Raw genomic sequence first — 15,142 nt, 5'->3', positions numbered from 1 at the left:
AGATGCCCGGGCCTGACCAGACGCCTCAGCACATGCTGGAGGACGTCCTGCGGGCGGCCGTGCCCGAGATCGCGTCGGCGGCGGTCGCCGCGATCGCCGTGGACGGGCGTACGGTCGCCGCGGCCGCCGTGGGCGAAGCCCTGCGGTACGCCGGTCCGTCCGGGGGGCTGCTGGCGCGACGGCCGGCCGTGGCGATGGACGCGCTCTTCGACATCGCCTCCCTGACCAAGATGTTCACGGCCGCGGTGCTCGTCTCACTGGCCCAGCAGGGCGCGCTCGACCTCGACGAGCCGGTGGCCGCCCGGCTGCCCCGGTTCTACGGGGACCGGCCCGAGATCACCGTACGGCACCTGCTGACGCATTCGGCGGGCCTGCCCGCGAGCCGCCGGGTGGAAAAGGAGCCGGAGGAGGCCCGCTGGGACCTGGTGCTGTCCACTCCGGTGCAGGGGCCGCCGGGGACGCACCTCTACTCGGACGTCGGCATGATCACGGCCGGGCGGCTGGCGGAGGCCGCCGGCGGTGCGCCGCTGGACGTGCTCGTGCGCGAGCGGGTCACCGGGCCGCTCGGGCTCGGCGCCACGACGTACGGGCCGGTCGAGCCGGGCCGGGCCGTCGCCACCGAGTTCAAGCGCGGCATCTGCGTGCGGGGTGAGGTGCACGACGAGACGGCCCACGCGCTGGGCGGCGTGGCCGGGCACGCCGGGCTGTTCTCCACCGCCGCCGACCTCGTGCGTTTCGGCGAGGCGCTGCGCACCGGCGGCGGCCCGGTGCTGTCTCCCGCCTGGACCGCCGAGATGCTGCGCGACCAGGGCGTGCCGGGCGCCGCCTTCCGCCAGGGGCTCGGCGTGCGCATCGACGACCCGGCGATCGTGGGGCCGCTCGCGGGCGCGTTCGGCCACTCGGGCTTCACCGGCACGTCGCTGGTCGTCGATCCCGCCCGCCGGCTGACCGTCGTGCTGCTCACCAACAATGTCCACCCGCTGCGGGGCCGCCCCGGCATCCGCGACCTCCGGCACGCCGTCGCGGCCGAGGCCCTGCGCCTGGTCGGCTGAGCCCGGCGGATGTTTGATCCTCCTCGTCCGGGTCAGTAGGCGGTCAGTCCGGCAGACGGACCGATCCACCGAACGATCCACCGACCGATCCACCGAGGAGAGGAGCCGCGATGACGACCGCCCACCAGGCCGGCCGCCGTCTCGAAGGGGCGGCCCGCAAAGCGGCCGACCACCCTGTCCTGGAGAAGCTCGCCAAGGTCGGGTTCGCCGCCCGGGGCGTCCTGTACGCGATCATCGGCCTGGTCGCCCTCCAGATCGCCTTCGGCGGGGGAGGGGAGGCCGACAAGAGCAGCGCGCTCCAGATCGTCCGCGACGCGCCCCTGGGCGACCCCCTGCTGTGGGTCATGGCCGTCGGCCTGGCCGCACTGACGATCTGGCAGGTCTCCGAGGCCGTCTGGGGCCGGCCCGGGGTCAAGGAGCGCGTGGAGGCCGTGGCCAAGGCCGTCGTCTACGCCGCCCTGGTGTTCTCGATGGTGGCGCTGCTCACGCGCAACAAGGCCGCCTCCTCGTCCGACAGCCAGTCGCAGGACGTCACCAAGACGCTGTTCGAGCTGCCCGGCGGCCAGTTCCTGGTCGGCCTGATGGCGCTGGGCGTGATCGCCCTCGGCGTCTTCTGGATCTACGAGGGCTGGACCGAGAAGTTCATGAAGGACATGTACGTGACCGGGCCCCGTGCCCGTGGTGTCGTCGTCAAGCTCGGCAAGGCCGGCTACATCGCCCGCGGCGTCATCGCGCTGGCCGCCGGCGCCCTGATCGGCCAGGCCGCCCTCACCTACGACCCCGACAAGGCGGCCGGCATCGACGGCGCGCTCAAGGCGCTCGCCGACACCCCGGCCGGGCCGTGGCTGCTCGTCGTGGTCGCCGTCGGTCTGGTGCTGTTCGCCGTCTACTGCTTCGCGGAGGCCCGCTGGCACCGGGTGTGAGCGGGCCCGCCGGAGTCCCGCCTCAGGCAGGCGCGCCCGGCGCTCCGTGGCGCAGGCCGTCCATCAGCAGGTCGAGCAGGCGCCCGGCCTGCTCGCGCTGCGCGGGTTCGCCGGCGGCCAGGCAGATGCCGTTCACGCCGGTGAGCACGTCCTCGGCCGCCACTTCCCGCCGCAGCGTCCCGGCCGCACCGCCCGCGTCGAGCAGCGTGCCGATCGCGCCGATGAGCCGGTCGCGGCTGTGCGCGTACGGGTTGGCGCCGGAGGCGATCACGGCGCGCAACGCGTCGGCCATGCCCCGCTTGGTCGCCAGGTAGTCGACGAAACGGTCCATCCAGGCGCGCATCGCCACGTCGGGCGGCATCGTGTCCGCGAGCTCGGCCGCCGCGTCGCACAGCTTCGCCAGCTCGTTGCGGTAGGCCGCCTCGATCAGCGCCTCCCTGGTGGGGAAGTGGCGGTAGAGCGTGCCGATGCCGACGCCCGCCTCCTTCGCGATCGCGTCGAGCGTGACGTCCGGCCCGTCCTGGGAGAACGCCCGCACGGCGACGTCGAGCAACCGCTCGCGGTTGCGCCGGGCGTCGGCGCGCAGGGGCTTGGCTCCGGATGGTCGAGCGGGGGTGGACACGGCTCCTCCACGACGCGGGTTGCTAACCGGAGGATCCTCCGATTAAAGTTGCAGGCGTACCGGAGGTTCCTCCGGTTTTCCTTGATTGTAGCGGCCGGGCTCCCGAGGGGCGCCTGCCGCCGTACGGGACGGGGACGACCATGACTCAGACCACGCCTATCACCACTCCGTTCACCGGGCAGTCCACCGCGGCCGAGGTCCTGGAGGGCGTCGACCTGGGCGGGCGGCGGGCGATCGTGACCGGAGGGGCGTCGGGAATCGGCGTCGAGACCGCCCGGGCGCTGGCCGCGGCGGGCGCGGAGGTGACGATCGCCGTCCGCGACCTCGACGCGGGAAAGCGGACCGCTGAGGCCGTCGCCGCCACCACCGCGGGCGCGCCCGTCCTCGTCGCGCCGCTGGACCTCGCCGACCGGGCCTCCGTCGCCGCGTTCGCCGCCGCGTGGGAGGGGCCGCTGCACATCCTGGTCAACAACGCCGGAGTGATGGCGTGCCCGGAAACGCGGACGCCGGAGGGCTGGGAGCTGCAGTTCGCCACCAATCACCTCGGTCACTTCGCGCTGACCACGGGACTGCACCCGGCGCTCGCGGCGGCGGGCGGCGCCCGCGTCGTGTCGGTCAGCTCCAGCGCCCACCTGCGGTCGGCGGTCGTCTTCGACGACATCCACTTCCAGGAGCGCCCGTACGACCCGTGGCTGGCGTACGGGCAGTCGAAGACGGCCAACGTGCTGTTCGCGGTCGAGGCCGCCCGGCGGTGGGCCGGGGACGGCATCGCGGTCAACGCGCTCATGCCCGGCGGCATCCCGACCGGCCTGCAGCGGCACCTGGAGCCGGACTACATCGAGCGCCGCCGCGCGCTGGGCAACTCGACCGGCGTGACGTGGAAGAACACCGAGCAGGGCGCGGCCACTTCCGTGCTGCTCGCCGCGTCGCCGCTGGTCGAGGGCGTCAGCGGACGCTACTTCGAGGACAACCAGGAGGCGGAGCCGAATCAGGAGGGCGCCGGCCGGGGCGTCGCGGCGTACGCGCTCGACCCGGAGGCGGCCACCCTCCTCTGGCAGGTGTCGGTGGACCTGCTCGCCCTCTAGCCAGGGCCTGTCTCACAGCCTGGCGGCTTGGCAGCGGTCGGACAACGTTGGATCCGCGCCTAACCGAGTGCCGGCGGCTGCTCGGCTGGACGGCGTCCCCAGGCCGAGATCAGCGGCGCGAGTGTCAGGTCGAGTTCGCCCGCGTGGATGGCGGCCAGGTGCGCGTCGATCTCGGCGTCGTCGGCCAGGCCGGCCGCGAGCAGCTCGCCGCGCACGTGCCGGATGGTCGCCGCCTCCAGCCGGTCGCAGGCCGGCCCGCCGACCGGGAAAGAGCCCGCCGCGGCGACATCCACCAAGCCGGCCTCACGCAATGCCCGCGGCAGTGTCCGGCCGTAGCGCAGGTCCGCGCCGCGGCGCGTCAGCAGCTCCCGGACCGCGTCACGCAGCCGGTTGGCCCGCCGCTGCGCCGGGCCGCTGTCGTCCAGGCATGCCAGTGGCTGCAGAGCGGTGTCGGCGTCCTCGATCAGCAGCCAGCCGCCGGGCCGCAGCGCCGCCGCCATCGTGGCCAACGCCCGAGCCCGGTCGGGCACATGGACCAGCACGAGCCGGGCGTGCACCAGATCGAACGTTCCCGGCTCCGGGGGCGGATCAAGGGCGACGTCGTGCCGGCGCACCTCGTATCCGCCGCCTGCCTCCAGCCACGACGGGTCGATGTCCGTGGCCAGCACGTGCCCGGCCGGACCGACGGCCGCCGCGAGCGCCTCCGGGATGCTGCGGCCACCGGCCCCCACCTCCCAGCAGCGCGAGCCGGCCCCGACCCCCAGCCGATCGAAGTGCCCCCGCGTCACACCGTCGAACAGCTCGGCCAGCCAAACGAATCGCTCGCCCGCCTCGGCGCGTGCGTTGTCCAGGAGGTACCCGCGAGCGGGAGCGGGCTCTCCACCGAGCGCGGTGGTCCCGCCCGTCGGATCCGGTCGGTCACTGTCGCGCGGCGGGCGAGGCGAGGTGGTCATCACCACATGGTCACCTCCCCAGACCACCAGCGCCACGACGACGGGAGAGGGATATCTCACACAGCCATGACAGGACAGCGCGCTGACCGGACTGCCGGCCACGGCCGGTTCGGCCTCCGCTCGCCAGGCCGTCTGTGCCCGCGGCCGGGCGCGGTGCTCTCCGGGAAGCGCCGCCGGAAAAATCTCGAAAAAGTCCGGGAGGCGTGTCGATCCGGGAGCGTCCCGTTCGAGGAGTGGGTGAAGGGCCGGTGAGGGACCGGCCCCGCCGGAGGGAGAACCACCCATGACCACCGCCCGCGCCACGTGCGACCGCGAGACCGGCATCACCCGCAGCCTGCTCGGGTACGGCGTGATCGCCGGCCCGGTCTACGTCGGGGTGTCGCTGGCCGAGGCCCTGACCCGGGACGGCTTCGACCTGACCCGGCACGCCTGGAGCCTGCTCGCCAACGGCGACCTCGGCTGGGTCCACATCGCCGTCTTCGTGCTGACGGGGGCGATGACCGTCGCCTTCGCCGTGGGCCTGCGCCGGGCCCACGGCCGCGGCTGGGCCCCCCGCCTGCTGGCCGTCTACGGTCTGAGCCTGCTGGCGGCCGGCGCCTTCCGGGCCGACCCGGCCGGCGGCTTCCCCCGCGGCGTGCCGGCGGGCGAGGCGAGCTGGCACGGCGTCGCACACCTGGTCTCCGGCGGCGTCGGGTTCGCCTGCCTCGTCGCGGCCTGCTTCGCCCTCGCCCGCCGTTTCGCCCGGAGCGGGCAGGTGGTCTGGGCGTGGAGTTCGCGGGCGATCGGCGTGCTGTTCGCGGCCGGGTTCCTGGCCGTGGCCTCGGGGGCGGGTGCGACCTGGGCCAACCTCGCCTTCACCGGCGCCGTGGTGCTCGGCTGGGCCTGGATCGGCGCCCTTGCCGTGCACGCCTACCGGAACGCCTGACCCGTCCCGCGTTCACCTGATAGATGATTGACCGGAAGGAGACGACCGATGCGTTACATGGTTCTGCTCAGGGCCGCCCAGCCCGCCACCCCGCCGCCCGCCGACCTCATGGAGGCCATCGCCAAGCTCGGCCAGGAGGCGACCGTCGCCGGGGCGCTGCTCGACACCGCCGGGCTGGCGCCCAGCGCGTCCGGGGCGAGGGTGCGCGTGGCCGAGGGCGGGCTCAGCGTGACCGACGGCCCGTTCGCCGAGTCGAAGGAGCTGATCAGCTACGCCCTGTACGACGTGCGGTCGAAGGAGGAGGCCGTCGAGTGGGCCGCGCGCTTCATGCGCCTGCACCGCGACCTGTGGGAGGGCTGGGAGGGCGAGGCCGAGGTGGTCAAGGTTCTCGGCCCCGAGGATTTCGCCCCGCCGGCCTGAACATGGTGAGCTGAGCACTCCGATGACCGGCACCGAGGCGCTGCTCGCGGCGCACCGCGCGATCGAGGCGGTCTGGCGGATCGAGTCCGCCAGGCTCGTGGCGGGGCTGGCCCGCCTCGTCGACGATGTCGGCCTGGCCGAGGAGCTCGCCCAGGACGCGCTGCTCATCGCGCTGGAGCAGTGGCCGGAGGCGGGCGTCCCGGACAACCCGGGCGCCTGGCTCATGGCCACCGCCAAGCACCGCGCGATCGATCATCTGCGGCGGCGCAGCCGCTACGAGCGCAAGCTCCAGGAGATCGGCCGTGACGTCGGGAGCAGGCCGCAGCCGGACCCGGACGCCGACATGGACGACCACATCCGCGACGACATGCTGCGGCTCGTCTTCACCGCCTGCCATCTCGCGCTGACCACCGAGGCGCGCGTCTCGCTCACTTTGCGCCTGCTCGGCGGTCTGACCACCGGGGAGATCGCCCGGGCCTTCCTGGCCACCGAGCCGGCGGTGGCGCAGCGGATCGTCCGCGCCAAGCGCACCCTGGCCGCCAAAGGGGTCAGGTTCGAGATGCCTGCCCCCGGCGACCTGGCCGAGCGGCTGGCTTCGGTGCTGGAAGTCGTCTACCTGATCTTCAACGAGGGCTACTCGGCCACGGCGGGAGACGACTGGACCCGCCCCGACCTCTGCCACGAGGCGCTGCGCCTGGGCCGTCTCCTGGCGGGCCTGCTCCCCGGCGAACCGGAGGTGCACGGCCTGGCCGCGCTGATGGAACTGCAGGCCTCCCGCCTGCGCGCCCGCACCGGACCGGACGGCGCGCCGGTCCTGCTCCCCGACCAGGACCGGCGCCTGTGGGACCGGCTCCTGATCCGCCGGGGCCTGGAGGCGCTGGAGCGGGCCGAGTCGCTCGGCGGCGCCTTCGGGCCGTACGCCCTGCAGGCGGCCATCGCCGCCTGCCATGCCCGGGCCGTCCGCGGCGGCGACACCGACTGGGGGCGCGTCGCCGCGCTCTACCGGGTGCTCGCCCACGTCTCGCCCTCTCCCGTGGTCGAACTGAACCGCGCCGTCGCGGTCGCCATGGCCGGCGACCCGGCACGCGGGCTGGAGATCGCCGACGCCGTCGCCGGCGACAAGGTCCTGCGCGGCTACCCCCAACTTCCGGCCGTACGCGGCGACCTGCTGGCCCGGCTGGGCCGCAGGGACGAGGCGCGGCGGGAGTTCGAACGGGCGGCGTCCCTGACCGGGAACGAGCGGGAGCGCGCCCTGTTCCTGGCCCACGCCCTGTTCCTGGCCCGCGCGGTCGGCCGCGGGTAGCCGACCCCCCTTCTGGTGCCTCTTCTTCCGTCGACCCATTGACAAAGACAATTTTTACGTACAACATTGTTTTTGCGATGAGAGACATCCTGTACCTGGAGCAGATCGAGCAGGCCGAGGCACTGCTCAAGCCGCAGCGCATCGAGGTGCTGCGGCAGCTGGCCGAGCCCCGCACGTGCACCGAGGTGGCGGCGGTGCTCGACCAGACGCCGCAGCGGGTCTACTACCACGTCAAACGCCTCGTGGAGGCGGGCCTGGTCGACCAGGTCTCCGAGCGGCGGGTGCGCGGCATCACCGAAGGCATCTACCAGGCGAGCGCCCGCTCCTACTGGCTGGCGCCCAGCCTGGTGGGCCGCATCGGCGGGCTGCGCCGGCGGCAGGACGAGCTCAGCCTGGGCTACCTGCTCGACCTCATGGAAGAGGTGCAGGCCGACATCGCCGCGCTCGACCGGGCCGCCCCGGAGTTGCCGTCCATCGCCGTGTCCGGCGAGGTGCGCGTGCCCCCGGAACGCCGCCAGCAGTTCCTGGCCGACCTGCGCACCGCGCTGCAGGACCTGTTCACCCGCTACGGCGGCGCGGAAGGCGACGCCTTCAAACTCGCCGTGGCCTGCTATCCCCACTACCCCCAGGGAGACGACCGTGAGTGAACCTATGATCGTCCGCGTCCGCCTCGCCGCCCCGGTGAAGGAGGTGCGCCACGCGCTGACCGACCCCGCCGCGATGCGGGTGTGGCTGGCCGAGCACGCCGAGACCGACCTGCCCGGCCGCTACGCGTTCTGGGGCCGCCGCACCCCGGAGGGCGACGCCCCCCACCAGCGCCCGCTGCACGCCGACGACCACACGCTGCGTTTCGCCTGGCTGCTGGACGGCGTGGAGACGACCACCGAGATCACGCTGACGGAGGAGTCCCCGGACGCGACCGTCCTGACCCTGTCGCAGAGCCACTTCGACTTCCAGGACGTCATCACCGGAGCGAGCATCCGGGGCGTGCTGCAGACCTTCTGGTCGCTGGCGCTGTCCAACCTGGCCGACCACGTCGAGGGACGCGAGATCGGCCCCCAGCCCGACTTCACCTCCGCCGACTTCCGCGGCGAGACGGTCATTGACGCGCCGGTCGACCAGGTGTTCGACTCCCTGACCGACTCGGACAAGGCGAGCGACTGGTTCGGATACCCCATCGGCATCGAGCCGCACGTCGGCGGGCGCTTCGCCATGGGCGGCCTGGACGCCGATCCGCACCCCGCGAAGATCATCGACCTGGTCCCCGGCAAGACCATGTCGGCCGACTGGGGACCGGGGGGCGTCGTCACCTGGGACCTGGAGGACAGCGGCGGCAAGACCCGCCTGACGTTCGTCCAGAGCGGCTTCGACACCGCCAATCCGCCGTACGCGGCCTGGACCGGATGGCTCAGCGGCCTGGCCGCGCTGCGTCGTTACCATGAGGCGCCCGGCCGCCACCAGATCTGGCTCCCCGTCGAGCCGGCGGCCTGACCCCACCCCGCCCGCCCGGGTGCTCGACGTCGGCGGCGGCACCGGAGTGCACGCCGAATGGCTGGTCGCCGACGGCTACGAGGTCGAACTGCTTGACCCGGTCCCGCTCCACGTCGAGCGGGCCGGGGCCCTGCGGGGGTTGATCGCGCGGCTGGGCGACGCACGCGACCTGCCCCTGCCGGACGCGTGCGCCGACGCGGTCCTGCTGCTGGGCCCGCTCTACCACCTGGCCGGCCGTGCCGACCGGGTCGCCGCCCTGGCCGAGGCGCGCCGCGTGGTGCGCCCCGGCGGGCTGGTGGCCGCCGCGACCATCAACCGCTACGCCGCCGTGCACGACATGGTCCACCTGGGGGTCTACGAGCAGGAGCGACACCGCCTGGCCGCGCGCCAGGCCTTGGAGAACGGCCGCCTGCTGGGTCCCGGGCAGGGTTTCCCGGCCTACCTGCACGAGCCCGAGGAGGTGCCAGGGGAGTTCGCCGACGCCGGGCTTCCCGGCGCCGAGCGCTACGGCCTGGAGGGCGCCTTCTGGCTTTACGGCGACGTCAACGACTGGCTCGACGACCCCGAACGCCGCAGGCTCATGCTCGACGCCCAGCGCACGCCGGAACGCGTGCCGTCGCTTCTCGGGATCAGCGGCCACCTGCTCACCCTCGCCCGCCGTCCCGCGTAGGCTCCCGCCTCGGTCAGAGCTGGCCGATCGGTCAAATGCTGGCCGATCGGTCAGCTAAGGTGTCCGTATGGCACGTTCCGCAACCACCATGCGCGCGGACATCCTGGACTCGGCCGTGCGGCTGTTCGCCGCCCACGGCTTCCGCGGCACCTCCCTGCAGGACATCGCCACGGACGCGGGCTGCTCCAAGGCGTCCTTGCTCTACCACTTCACGAACAAGGACGCGATCTTGACCGAGCTGCTGGCGCCCGTCGGGCCGGAGTTCGCCGCGCTGGAGGGGCGGCTCGCCGAACTGGCCGGCGAGGAGGCCGCCCGTGCCGCCGTCGCCGGGCTCGTCGATCTGTCCCTGCGCTTCCGGCTGCAGGTGAAGATCCTCCTGCAGGACGTCGACGCGCTGATCAACCGGCCGGAACTGCCGGACGTGGACGGCATCACCGAACGGCTGACGGACGCCCTGTCCGGCGGTTCGGCCGCCCCCCAGGCCCGGGTCTGGGCCTGGATGGCGATGCTGGGGATCATCCTGACCAGCGCCGGCGAGCTCACGCTCCCCGAGGAGACGCTGCGCGCGGAGCTGACCCGCGGCGCGTTGCGGACGCTCGGTCTGCAGACCGACTGACCTCCCGAAGAAAGAGATCTGCTGTGGCAACCCTGCTGTACCGGCTGGGCCGGTTCTCCTTCCGCAGACGCGGGCGCGTGGCCGCCGTGTGGCTGCTGCTGCTCGTGGTCCTGGGCCTGGCCGCCGCGGCCTTCCACGGCCCGACCGGCGACAAGTTCGCCATGCCCGGCACCGAGTCGCAGCGGGCGCTGGACGCCCTCGCCAAGGAGTTCCCGCAGGCCAGCGGTGCCACCGGCACAATCGTCGTCGCCGCTCCGCAGGGCCGGAAGCTGGACCCGGCCGCGGTCGCGCCCGTGGTCAAGGAGGCCGCCGGCATCCCCGGCGTCGTGGCCGCCATGGATCCGTTCAAGTCCGGCGCCGTCTCCGCGGACGGCCGCTACGCCCTGGTACAGGTGCAGTTCGCCGACGCGCTGAAGGACGTCACCGAGGCCCAGCGCGAGGCGTACACGAAGGCCGGCTCCTCGGTGGCGGGGCTGCGGGTCGAGCACGGCGGCGAGGTCCTGAACGCCGCGCCGGAGGTGGGCGGGTCCGAAGGGATCGGCGTCGTCATCGCCGCGGTGGTGCTGATCGTCACCTTCGGCTCGCTGGTGGCCGCCGGCATGACCCTGCTGAACGCGCTGATCGGCGTGGGGGCCGGCATGGGCGGCCTGTTCGCGCTCAGCGGCGTCGTCGAGCTGACCTCCGTCACGCCGGTGCTGGCGCTGATGCTGGGCCTGGCCGTGGGCATCGACTACTCGCTGTTCATCACCTCCCGCTACCGCCAGTTCCTGGCCGAGGGCGTGGCGCCGGAGGAGGCCGCGGGCCGGGCGGTCGGCACGGCCGGCTCCGCGGTGGTGTTCGCCGGGGCCACCGTGGTCATCGCCCTCGCCGGTCTGTCGGTGGTCGGCATCCCGTTCCTGAGCGTGATGGGCCTGGCCGCCGCCGGCACCGTGGCCGTCGCCGTGCTGGTCGCCCTCACGCTGCTGCCCGCCTTCCTGTCGTACGCCGGAGCCCGGGTGCTGCCCCGCAAGCAGCGCACCGGCGAGAGCGCGGGCGCGGGCGGCAGGGGCTTCGGCTACACCTGGGGACGGGTGGTCACCCGGCTGCGCGTGCCGATCCTGCTGGCCGGGGTCCTCGGCCTCGGCGCGCTCGCGCTGCCGGCCCAGGACCTGCGGCTGGCCCTGCCCGACGCCGGCACCGCCGCTCCCGGCACCCCCGCCCGCGAGGCCTACGACCTGACCAGCGAGGGGTTCGGCGAGGGCTTCAACGCCCGCCTGATCGCCGTGGTCTCGGCCGCGGACCCGGCGGCCACGACCGCCGCCGCCGGCGAGGCCGCCAAGCTGATCCAGCAGACCCCCGGCGTGCTGGCCGTGGCTCCGCCGCAGCCCAACGCCGCGGGCACCACCGCGCTGCTGACCATCATCCCCAAGGCCGGGCCCACCGCCGCGGCCACCGAGGACGCCGTCCACACCATTCGCGCCAAGGTCGCCAAGATCGGCGGCGCCGAGATCGCCGTCACCGGCGCGACGGCCGTGGGCATCGACGTCTCCGACAAGCTCGCCGACGCCATGCCGGTGTACCTGCTGCTGGTGGTCGGCCTGTCGGTGCTGCTGCTCATGCTCGTCTTCCGCTCGATCCTGGTGCCGGTCAAGGCGGCGCTGGGCTTTCTGCTCACCGTCGGCTCGACTTTCGGCATCACCGTGGCGATCTTCCAGGAGGGCCACCTGGCCGATCTGCTGGGCGTGGACGTGCCGGGCCCGCTGGTGAGCTTCCTGCCGATCCTGCTCATCGGCATCCTGTTCGGCCTGGCCATGGACTACGAGGTGTTCCTGGTCTCGCGGATGCGCGAGGACTACGTGCGCGGTGACGCTCCCCGCCAGGCGACGATCAACGGTATGGGGCACAACGCGCGGGTCGTCACCGCCGCGGCGCTGATCATGACGGCCGTGTTCGGCGGGTTCGTGTTCATGAACGACCCGATCATCAAGTCGATGGGCTTCGCGCTGGCCGTCGGCGTGCTCGTCGACGCCTTCGTGGTCCGCATGACCCTCGTCCCCGCCGTGATGTCCATGCTCGGCCGCGCCGCCTGGTGGCTGCCCCGCGCCCTGGGCCGGGCGCTGCCCGACCTGGACGTCGAGGGTGAGCGCCTGCGCCACCACCTCACCACCGGCGCCGCCGAATCCCCGGAGCGGGCCGGCGTGATGTGACCCGGGGCCGGAGGTCCCGCTCCGGCGGGACCTTCGGCGCTCGCACGCCCCGGTGGGGAGCGGTCTGATGGAAGGACCGGAGAAGGAGGGCCTCATGATCGTCGTGGGTGTCGACGGCTCGGACGCCGGCATGGAGGCCGCCTGCTGGGCGGCCAGGGAGGCCGGCCTGCGCGGCGTCCCCCTGCGCATCGCCAACGCCATCCCCGCCTGGGCGTGCTCGACCGCGCAGCAGGGTGCGTACACGAAGGTCGCGGCGTGGATGCGCGACGGCGCCGCGGCCGTGCTCGGCGCCGCCACCGAGCGGGTTCTCGCGCAGGCCCCCCGGGTGCCGGTCGACACCGCGATCCTGGCCGGCGACCCGCGCCCGGCGCTCGTCGAGGCGGCGGTGGACGCCGATCTCCTGGTGGTCGGCAACCACGGGCTCGGCGGCTTCCGCGGCCTGCTGCTCGGCTCGGTCGCCTACGGCGTGGCCGGTCACGCCCCGTGCGACGTGGTCGTCGTGCGGGAGGTGCCCTCGGCGCCGCGCCCGGAGATCGTGGTGGGCATCGACGGATCGCCCGCCTGCGCCAAGGTGCTCGACTTCGCCTTCGCCGAGGCGGCGCTGCGCGGGACGACCCTGCGCGTGGTGCACGCCTACAGTTCCCTGAATGCGGGCGGCGGCCTGGCGCCGCTCCCCGACGACTTCGACGACGAGAAGGCCGAGGTGCGGATGGTCAGGGAGGCTCTCGCCGGGCGGCGCGAGCGCTATCCCGACGTCAAGATCGTCGAGGAGGTCGTCCGGGGTCACCCGGTGGACGTGCTGGGGCAGGCGTCGGCGAACGCCGACCTGCTCGTCATCGGCTCCCAGGGGGCCGGCGAGTTCCGCGGCCTGGTCTTCGGATCGGTCTGCCAGGCCATGCTCCAGCACGCGACGTGCCCCATGGTCGTCGTACGCGTGCCGGCGCCGCCGGGCTGAGCAGCCCGGATCGAGCAGTCAGCCCGGATCGAACAGCCCGGAAGATCAGTCCGGACACGCGGAACGCCCCCGGCGGCCGGAATTTCCTTCCGGCCGCCGGGGGCGTTGCCGACGTCCTACGCGCTCCTGCGCCGCTGCTCGCGCAGAATGGCGAGGCGCTCGTTCAGCACCTCTTCGAGGTCCTCGATCGAGCGACGCTCCAGCAGCATGTCCCAGTGGGTCCGCGGGGGCTTCGCCTTCTTCTGCTGGGGCTGCTCCGCGTCCACCCGCAACGCCGGGCTGCCGCAGTGACGGCACTCCCAGGTCGTGGGAATCTCGGCCTCGACGGCGAGCGGGACGGTGGTGAGATGGCCCTTGGGACACGTGTAGGACACCTCCTGGCGCGGGGCCAGATCGGTGTTGCGGTCGTTCTCGTAGCTGGTCGCGCCGAGCCGGGTACCGCGAAGTGCACGCTCGCCCATGTCTTTAAGCCTCCTGAGGTCCCCGCCTTCGAGGGGTTCGTTCGCCACCGCGTACAACGCCTGATACCGTGTGTGGATTCCCAGCCGAGACCTGATCCAATCGCGCTTTTTCCGTCCCACTGGTCTCAGATGTGGTCGGGCACCTCGTTCCCCGCCTCACGGATGGCCTGAGGCAGGTTGACAACGGTGAGCAGTACGAACCCGATGACGAAGAACACGATCAGCGAGACGATCGCGGTGCGGTAGCTGTCGGTGAGCTGGAGCGCCAGCGTGAGCACCAGCGAGCCGAGGAACGCCGAGCCCTTGTCGCTGATCTGGTAGAGGCTGAAATACTCCGCCTCCCGGCCGGGTGGGATCACCAAAGAGTACAGCGAGCGCGACAGCGCCTGCGTGCCGCCCATGACGATCGCGATGGCGAAGGCGATCGCGTAGAACTGGACCGCCGCTCCCTTCTGCAGGAAGTAGGCCACCGCCACCACCACCGTCCACACGACCAGGCTGGCCAGGACCGTGCGCTTGGTCCCGATCCTGGCCGCGATCCACGCGAGCCCGAGCGCGCCGCCGACGGCGATGAACTGCACCATGAGGATCGCCCCGATCTGGTGCGTCTGACTGAGCCCCAGCTCCTGGTCGGCGTACGTCGCGGAGAACCCGATCACCGTCTGCACGCCGTCGTTGTAGATCAGGTAGGCCGCGAGGAACAGCAGCGTGCGGGGATAGCGCCGCAGGTCCATGAGGGTCCGGCCGAGCTGGCGGACGCTGCCGGCCGCGACCCGGGCGGCGGTCGCCTCGTGGACCGGCACCCGCCGGTTGCGCAGGCGCAGCATCGGGATCAGGGTGAACGCGCCCCACCACAGGCCGGCCGACGCCAGGCTCACGCGGACCGCCAGGCCCTCCTCGACCGCGCCGGACAGGTAGAGCACCAGGTTGAGCGCGAGCAGCAGGCCGCCGCCGAGGTAGCCGAAGCCCCAGCCCCTGCTGGAGATCGCGTCGCGTTCCTCCGCGCCGGAGATCTGCGGCAGGAAGGAGTCGTAGACCACGCGCGCCGAGCCGAAGGTCACGTTGGCGACCAGGAACAGCACGCCGCCGAGCAGGTAGCCGCCGCCGGAGACGAGGTAGAAGCCGAGCGTGGCCGCCGCGCCCACATAGGCGAAGGCCCCCAGAATCTGCTTCTTGCGGCCGGTGTGGTCGGCCAGGGCGCCGACGATCGGCATGATCACGATCTGCAGCAGCACCGAGATCGTCACCAGTGCCGTGAAGTACGCCTTCGGCCGCAGGTCGAGGCCCAGGAACGCCACGAAGCCGTCCTCGCCGCCCGCCGCCGTCGTGGCGACCGAGGTCAGGTACGGCCCGAGGAAGACGGTCAGGACGGTCGTCTGGAACGCCGAGTCCGCCCAGTCGTACCAGTACCAGCCGCGTTGCTCGCGCCGCCGGGCGCCGGGGATCTCCTCCTGAACGACCTGGGGAGCGGTCATGGTCT

At 73.0% G+C, this 15,142-nt stretch carries 16 protein-coding genes; 12 read left to right on the top strand and 4 right to left on the bottom strand.

The features are described from left to right. Positions 1-2 precede the first annotated feature (2 nt). A complete protein-coding gene (locus tag ACGFIB_RS20785) occupies positions 3-1,052 on the top strand; it encodes a serine hydrolase domain-containing protein (RefSeq protein ID WP_393374069.1) in 1,050 nt (349 codons plus the stop codon). A 110-nt stretch (positions 1,053-1,162) separates the two neighbouring features. Beyond that, a complete protein-coding gene (locus ACGFIB_RS20780) occupies positions 1,163-1,975 on the top strand; it encodes a DUF1206 domain-containing protein (RefSeq protein WP_142574817.1) in 813 nt (270 codons plus the stop codon). A gap of 22 nt (positions 1,976-1,997) precedes the next feature. On the opposite strand, the gene ACGFIB_RS20775 is transcribed toward ACGFIB_RS20780, so the two are convergent. Then, positions 1,998-2,597, bottom strand: coding sequence for a TetR/AcrR family transcriptional regulator (locus ACGFIB_RS20775; protein ID WP_357259753.1), 600 nt, complete (start codon positions 2,595-2,597; stop codon positions 1,998-2,000). A 140-nt stretch (positions 2,598-2,737) separates the two neighbouring features. On the opposite strand from ACGFIB_RS20775, the gene ACGFIB_RS20770 reads away from it, so the two are divergent. Further along, complete coding sequence (locus ACGFIB_RS20770) at positions 2,738-3,682, top strand: SDR family NAD(P)-dependent oxidoreductase (protein ID WP_393374066.1); 945 nt, start codon at positions 2,738-2,740, stop codon at positions 3,680-3,682. A 59-nt stretch (positions 3,683-3,741) separates the two neighbouring features. Here ACGFIB_RS20770 and ACGFIB_RS20765 read toward each other — a convergent pair whose 3' ends face one another. Then, the gene (locus ACGFIB_RS20765; RefSeq protein ID WP_393374063.1) at positions 3,742-4,695 is read right to left on the bottom strand and encodes a methyltransferase domain-containing protein; all 954 of its coding nucleotides are present in this window, start codon (positions 4,693-4,695) and stop codon (positions 3,742-3,744) included. A gap of 223 nt (positions 4,696-4,918) precedes the next feature. Between ACGFIB_RS20765 and ACGFIB_RS20760 the strand changes: the two genes are divergently transcribed. The 9 genes from ACGFIB_RS20760 (at position 4,919) to ACGFIB_RS20720 (ending at position 13,201) form a co-directional block, all read left to right on the top strand. Then, positions 4,919-5,560, top strand: coding sequence for a DUF998 domain-containing protein (locus tag ACGFIB_RS20760; protein WP_393374060.1), 642 nt, complete (start codon positions 4,919-4,921; stop codon positions 5,558-5,560). Between the two features lie 48 nt (positions 5,561-5,608). Next, on the top strand, positions 5,609-5,980 hold the full coding sequence (locus ACGFIB_RS20755; protein ID WP_357249057.1) for a YciI family protein: 372 nt from the start codon (positions 5,609-5,611) through the stop codon (positions 5,978-5,980). 22 nt (positions 5,981-6,002) lie between these two features. Then, entirely contained in the window at positions 6,003-7,283 is a 1,281-nt protein-coding gene (locus ACGFIB_RS20750) for an RNA polymerase sigma factor (RefSeq protein ID WP_393374057.1), read from the top strand. Between the two features lie 77 nt (positions 7,284-7,360). Then, positions 7,361-7,930 (top strand): ArsR/SmtB family transcription factor, encoded by a 570-nt coding sequence (locus ACGFIB_RS20745; RefSeq protein ID WP_191050339.1) that lies wholly within the window; start codon positions 7,361-7,363, stop codon positions 7,928-7,930. Then, complete coding sequence (locus ACGFIB_RS20740; protein WP_393374055.1) at positions 7,923-8,774, top strand: SRPBCC family protein; 852 nt, start codon at positions 7,923-7,925, stop codon at positions 8,772-8,774. Before ACGFIB_RS20745 ends, ACGFIB_RS20740 begins: the two co-directional genes overlap by 8 nt. Further along, the gene (locus ACGFIB_RS20735; RefSeq protein WP_393374053.1) at positions 8,722-9,444 is read left to right on the top strand and encodes a class I SAM-dependent methyltransferase; all 723 of its coding nucleotides are present in this window, start codon (positions 8,722-8,724) and stop codon (positions 9,442-9,444) included. Before ACGFIB_RS20740 ends, ACGFIB_RS20735 begins: the two co-directional genes overlap by 53 nt. Positions 9,445-9,511: 67 nt before the next feature. Continuing rightward, complete coding sequence (locus ACGFIB_RS20730) at positions 9,512-10,060, top strand: TetR/AcrR family transcriptional regulator (protein ID WP_393374050.1); 549 nt, start codon at positions 9,512-9,514, stop codon at positions 10,058-10,060. Positions 10,061-10,083: 23 nt separating this feature from the next. Beyond that, a complete protein-coding gene (locus ACGFIB_RS20725; RefSeq protein WP_393374047.1) occupies positions 10,084-12,246 on the top strand; it encodes an MMPL family transporter in 2,163 nt (720 codons plus the stop codon). A 67-nt stretch (positions 12,247-12,313) separates the two neighbouring features. After that, positions 12,314-13,201: a universal stress protein gene (locus tag ACGFIB_RS20720; protein ID WP_393374044.1), complete on the top strand. Its 888-nt coding sequence runs from the start codon at positions 12,314-12,316 to the stop codon at positions 13,199-13,201. Between the two features lie 116 nt (positions 13,202-13,317). Here the strand turns inward: ACGFIB_RS20720 and ACGFIB_RS20715 are convergent, their stop codons facing one another. Both ACGFIB_RS20715 and ACGFIB_RS20710 read right to left on the bottom strand, forming a co-directional pair. Further along, a complete protein-coding gene (locus ACGFIB_RS20715) occupies positions 13,318-13,662 on the bottom strand; it encodes an RNA polymerase-binding protein RbpA (RefSeq protein WP_142574828.1) in 345 nt (114 codons plus the stop codon). A 125-nt stretch (positions 13,663-13,787) separates the two neighbouring features. After that, entirely contained in the window at positions 13,788-15,137 is a 1,350-nt protein-coding gene (locus ACGFIB_RS20710; protein WP_142574829.1) for an MFS transporter, read from the bottom strand. Positions 15,138-15,142 lie beyond the last annotated feature (5 nt).

This window comes from Microbispora bryophytorum (assembly GCF_043197435.1).
In the GTDB taxonomy this organism is placed as follows: domain Bacteria; phylum Actinomycetota; class Actinomycetes; order Streptosporangiales; family Streptosporangiaceae; genus Microbispora; species Microbispora bryophytorum.
The sequence above is the reverse complement of the archived record's forward strand: the minus strand, read 5'-3'. Positions and strand labels throughout refer to the sequence as shown.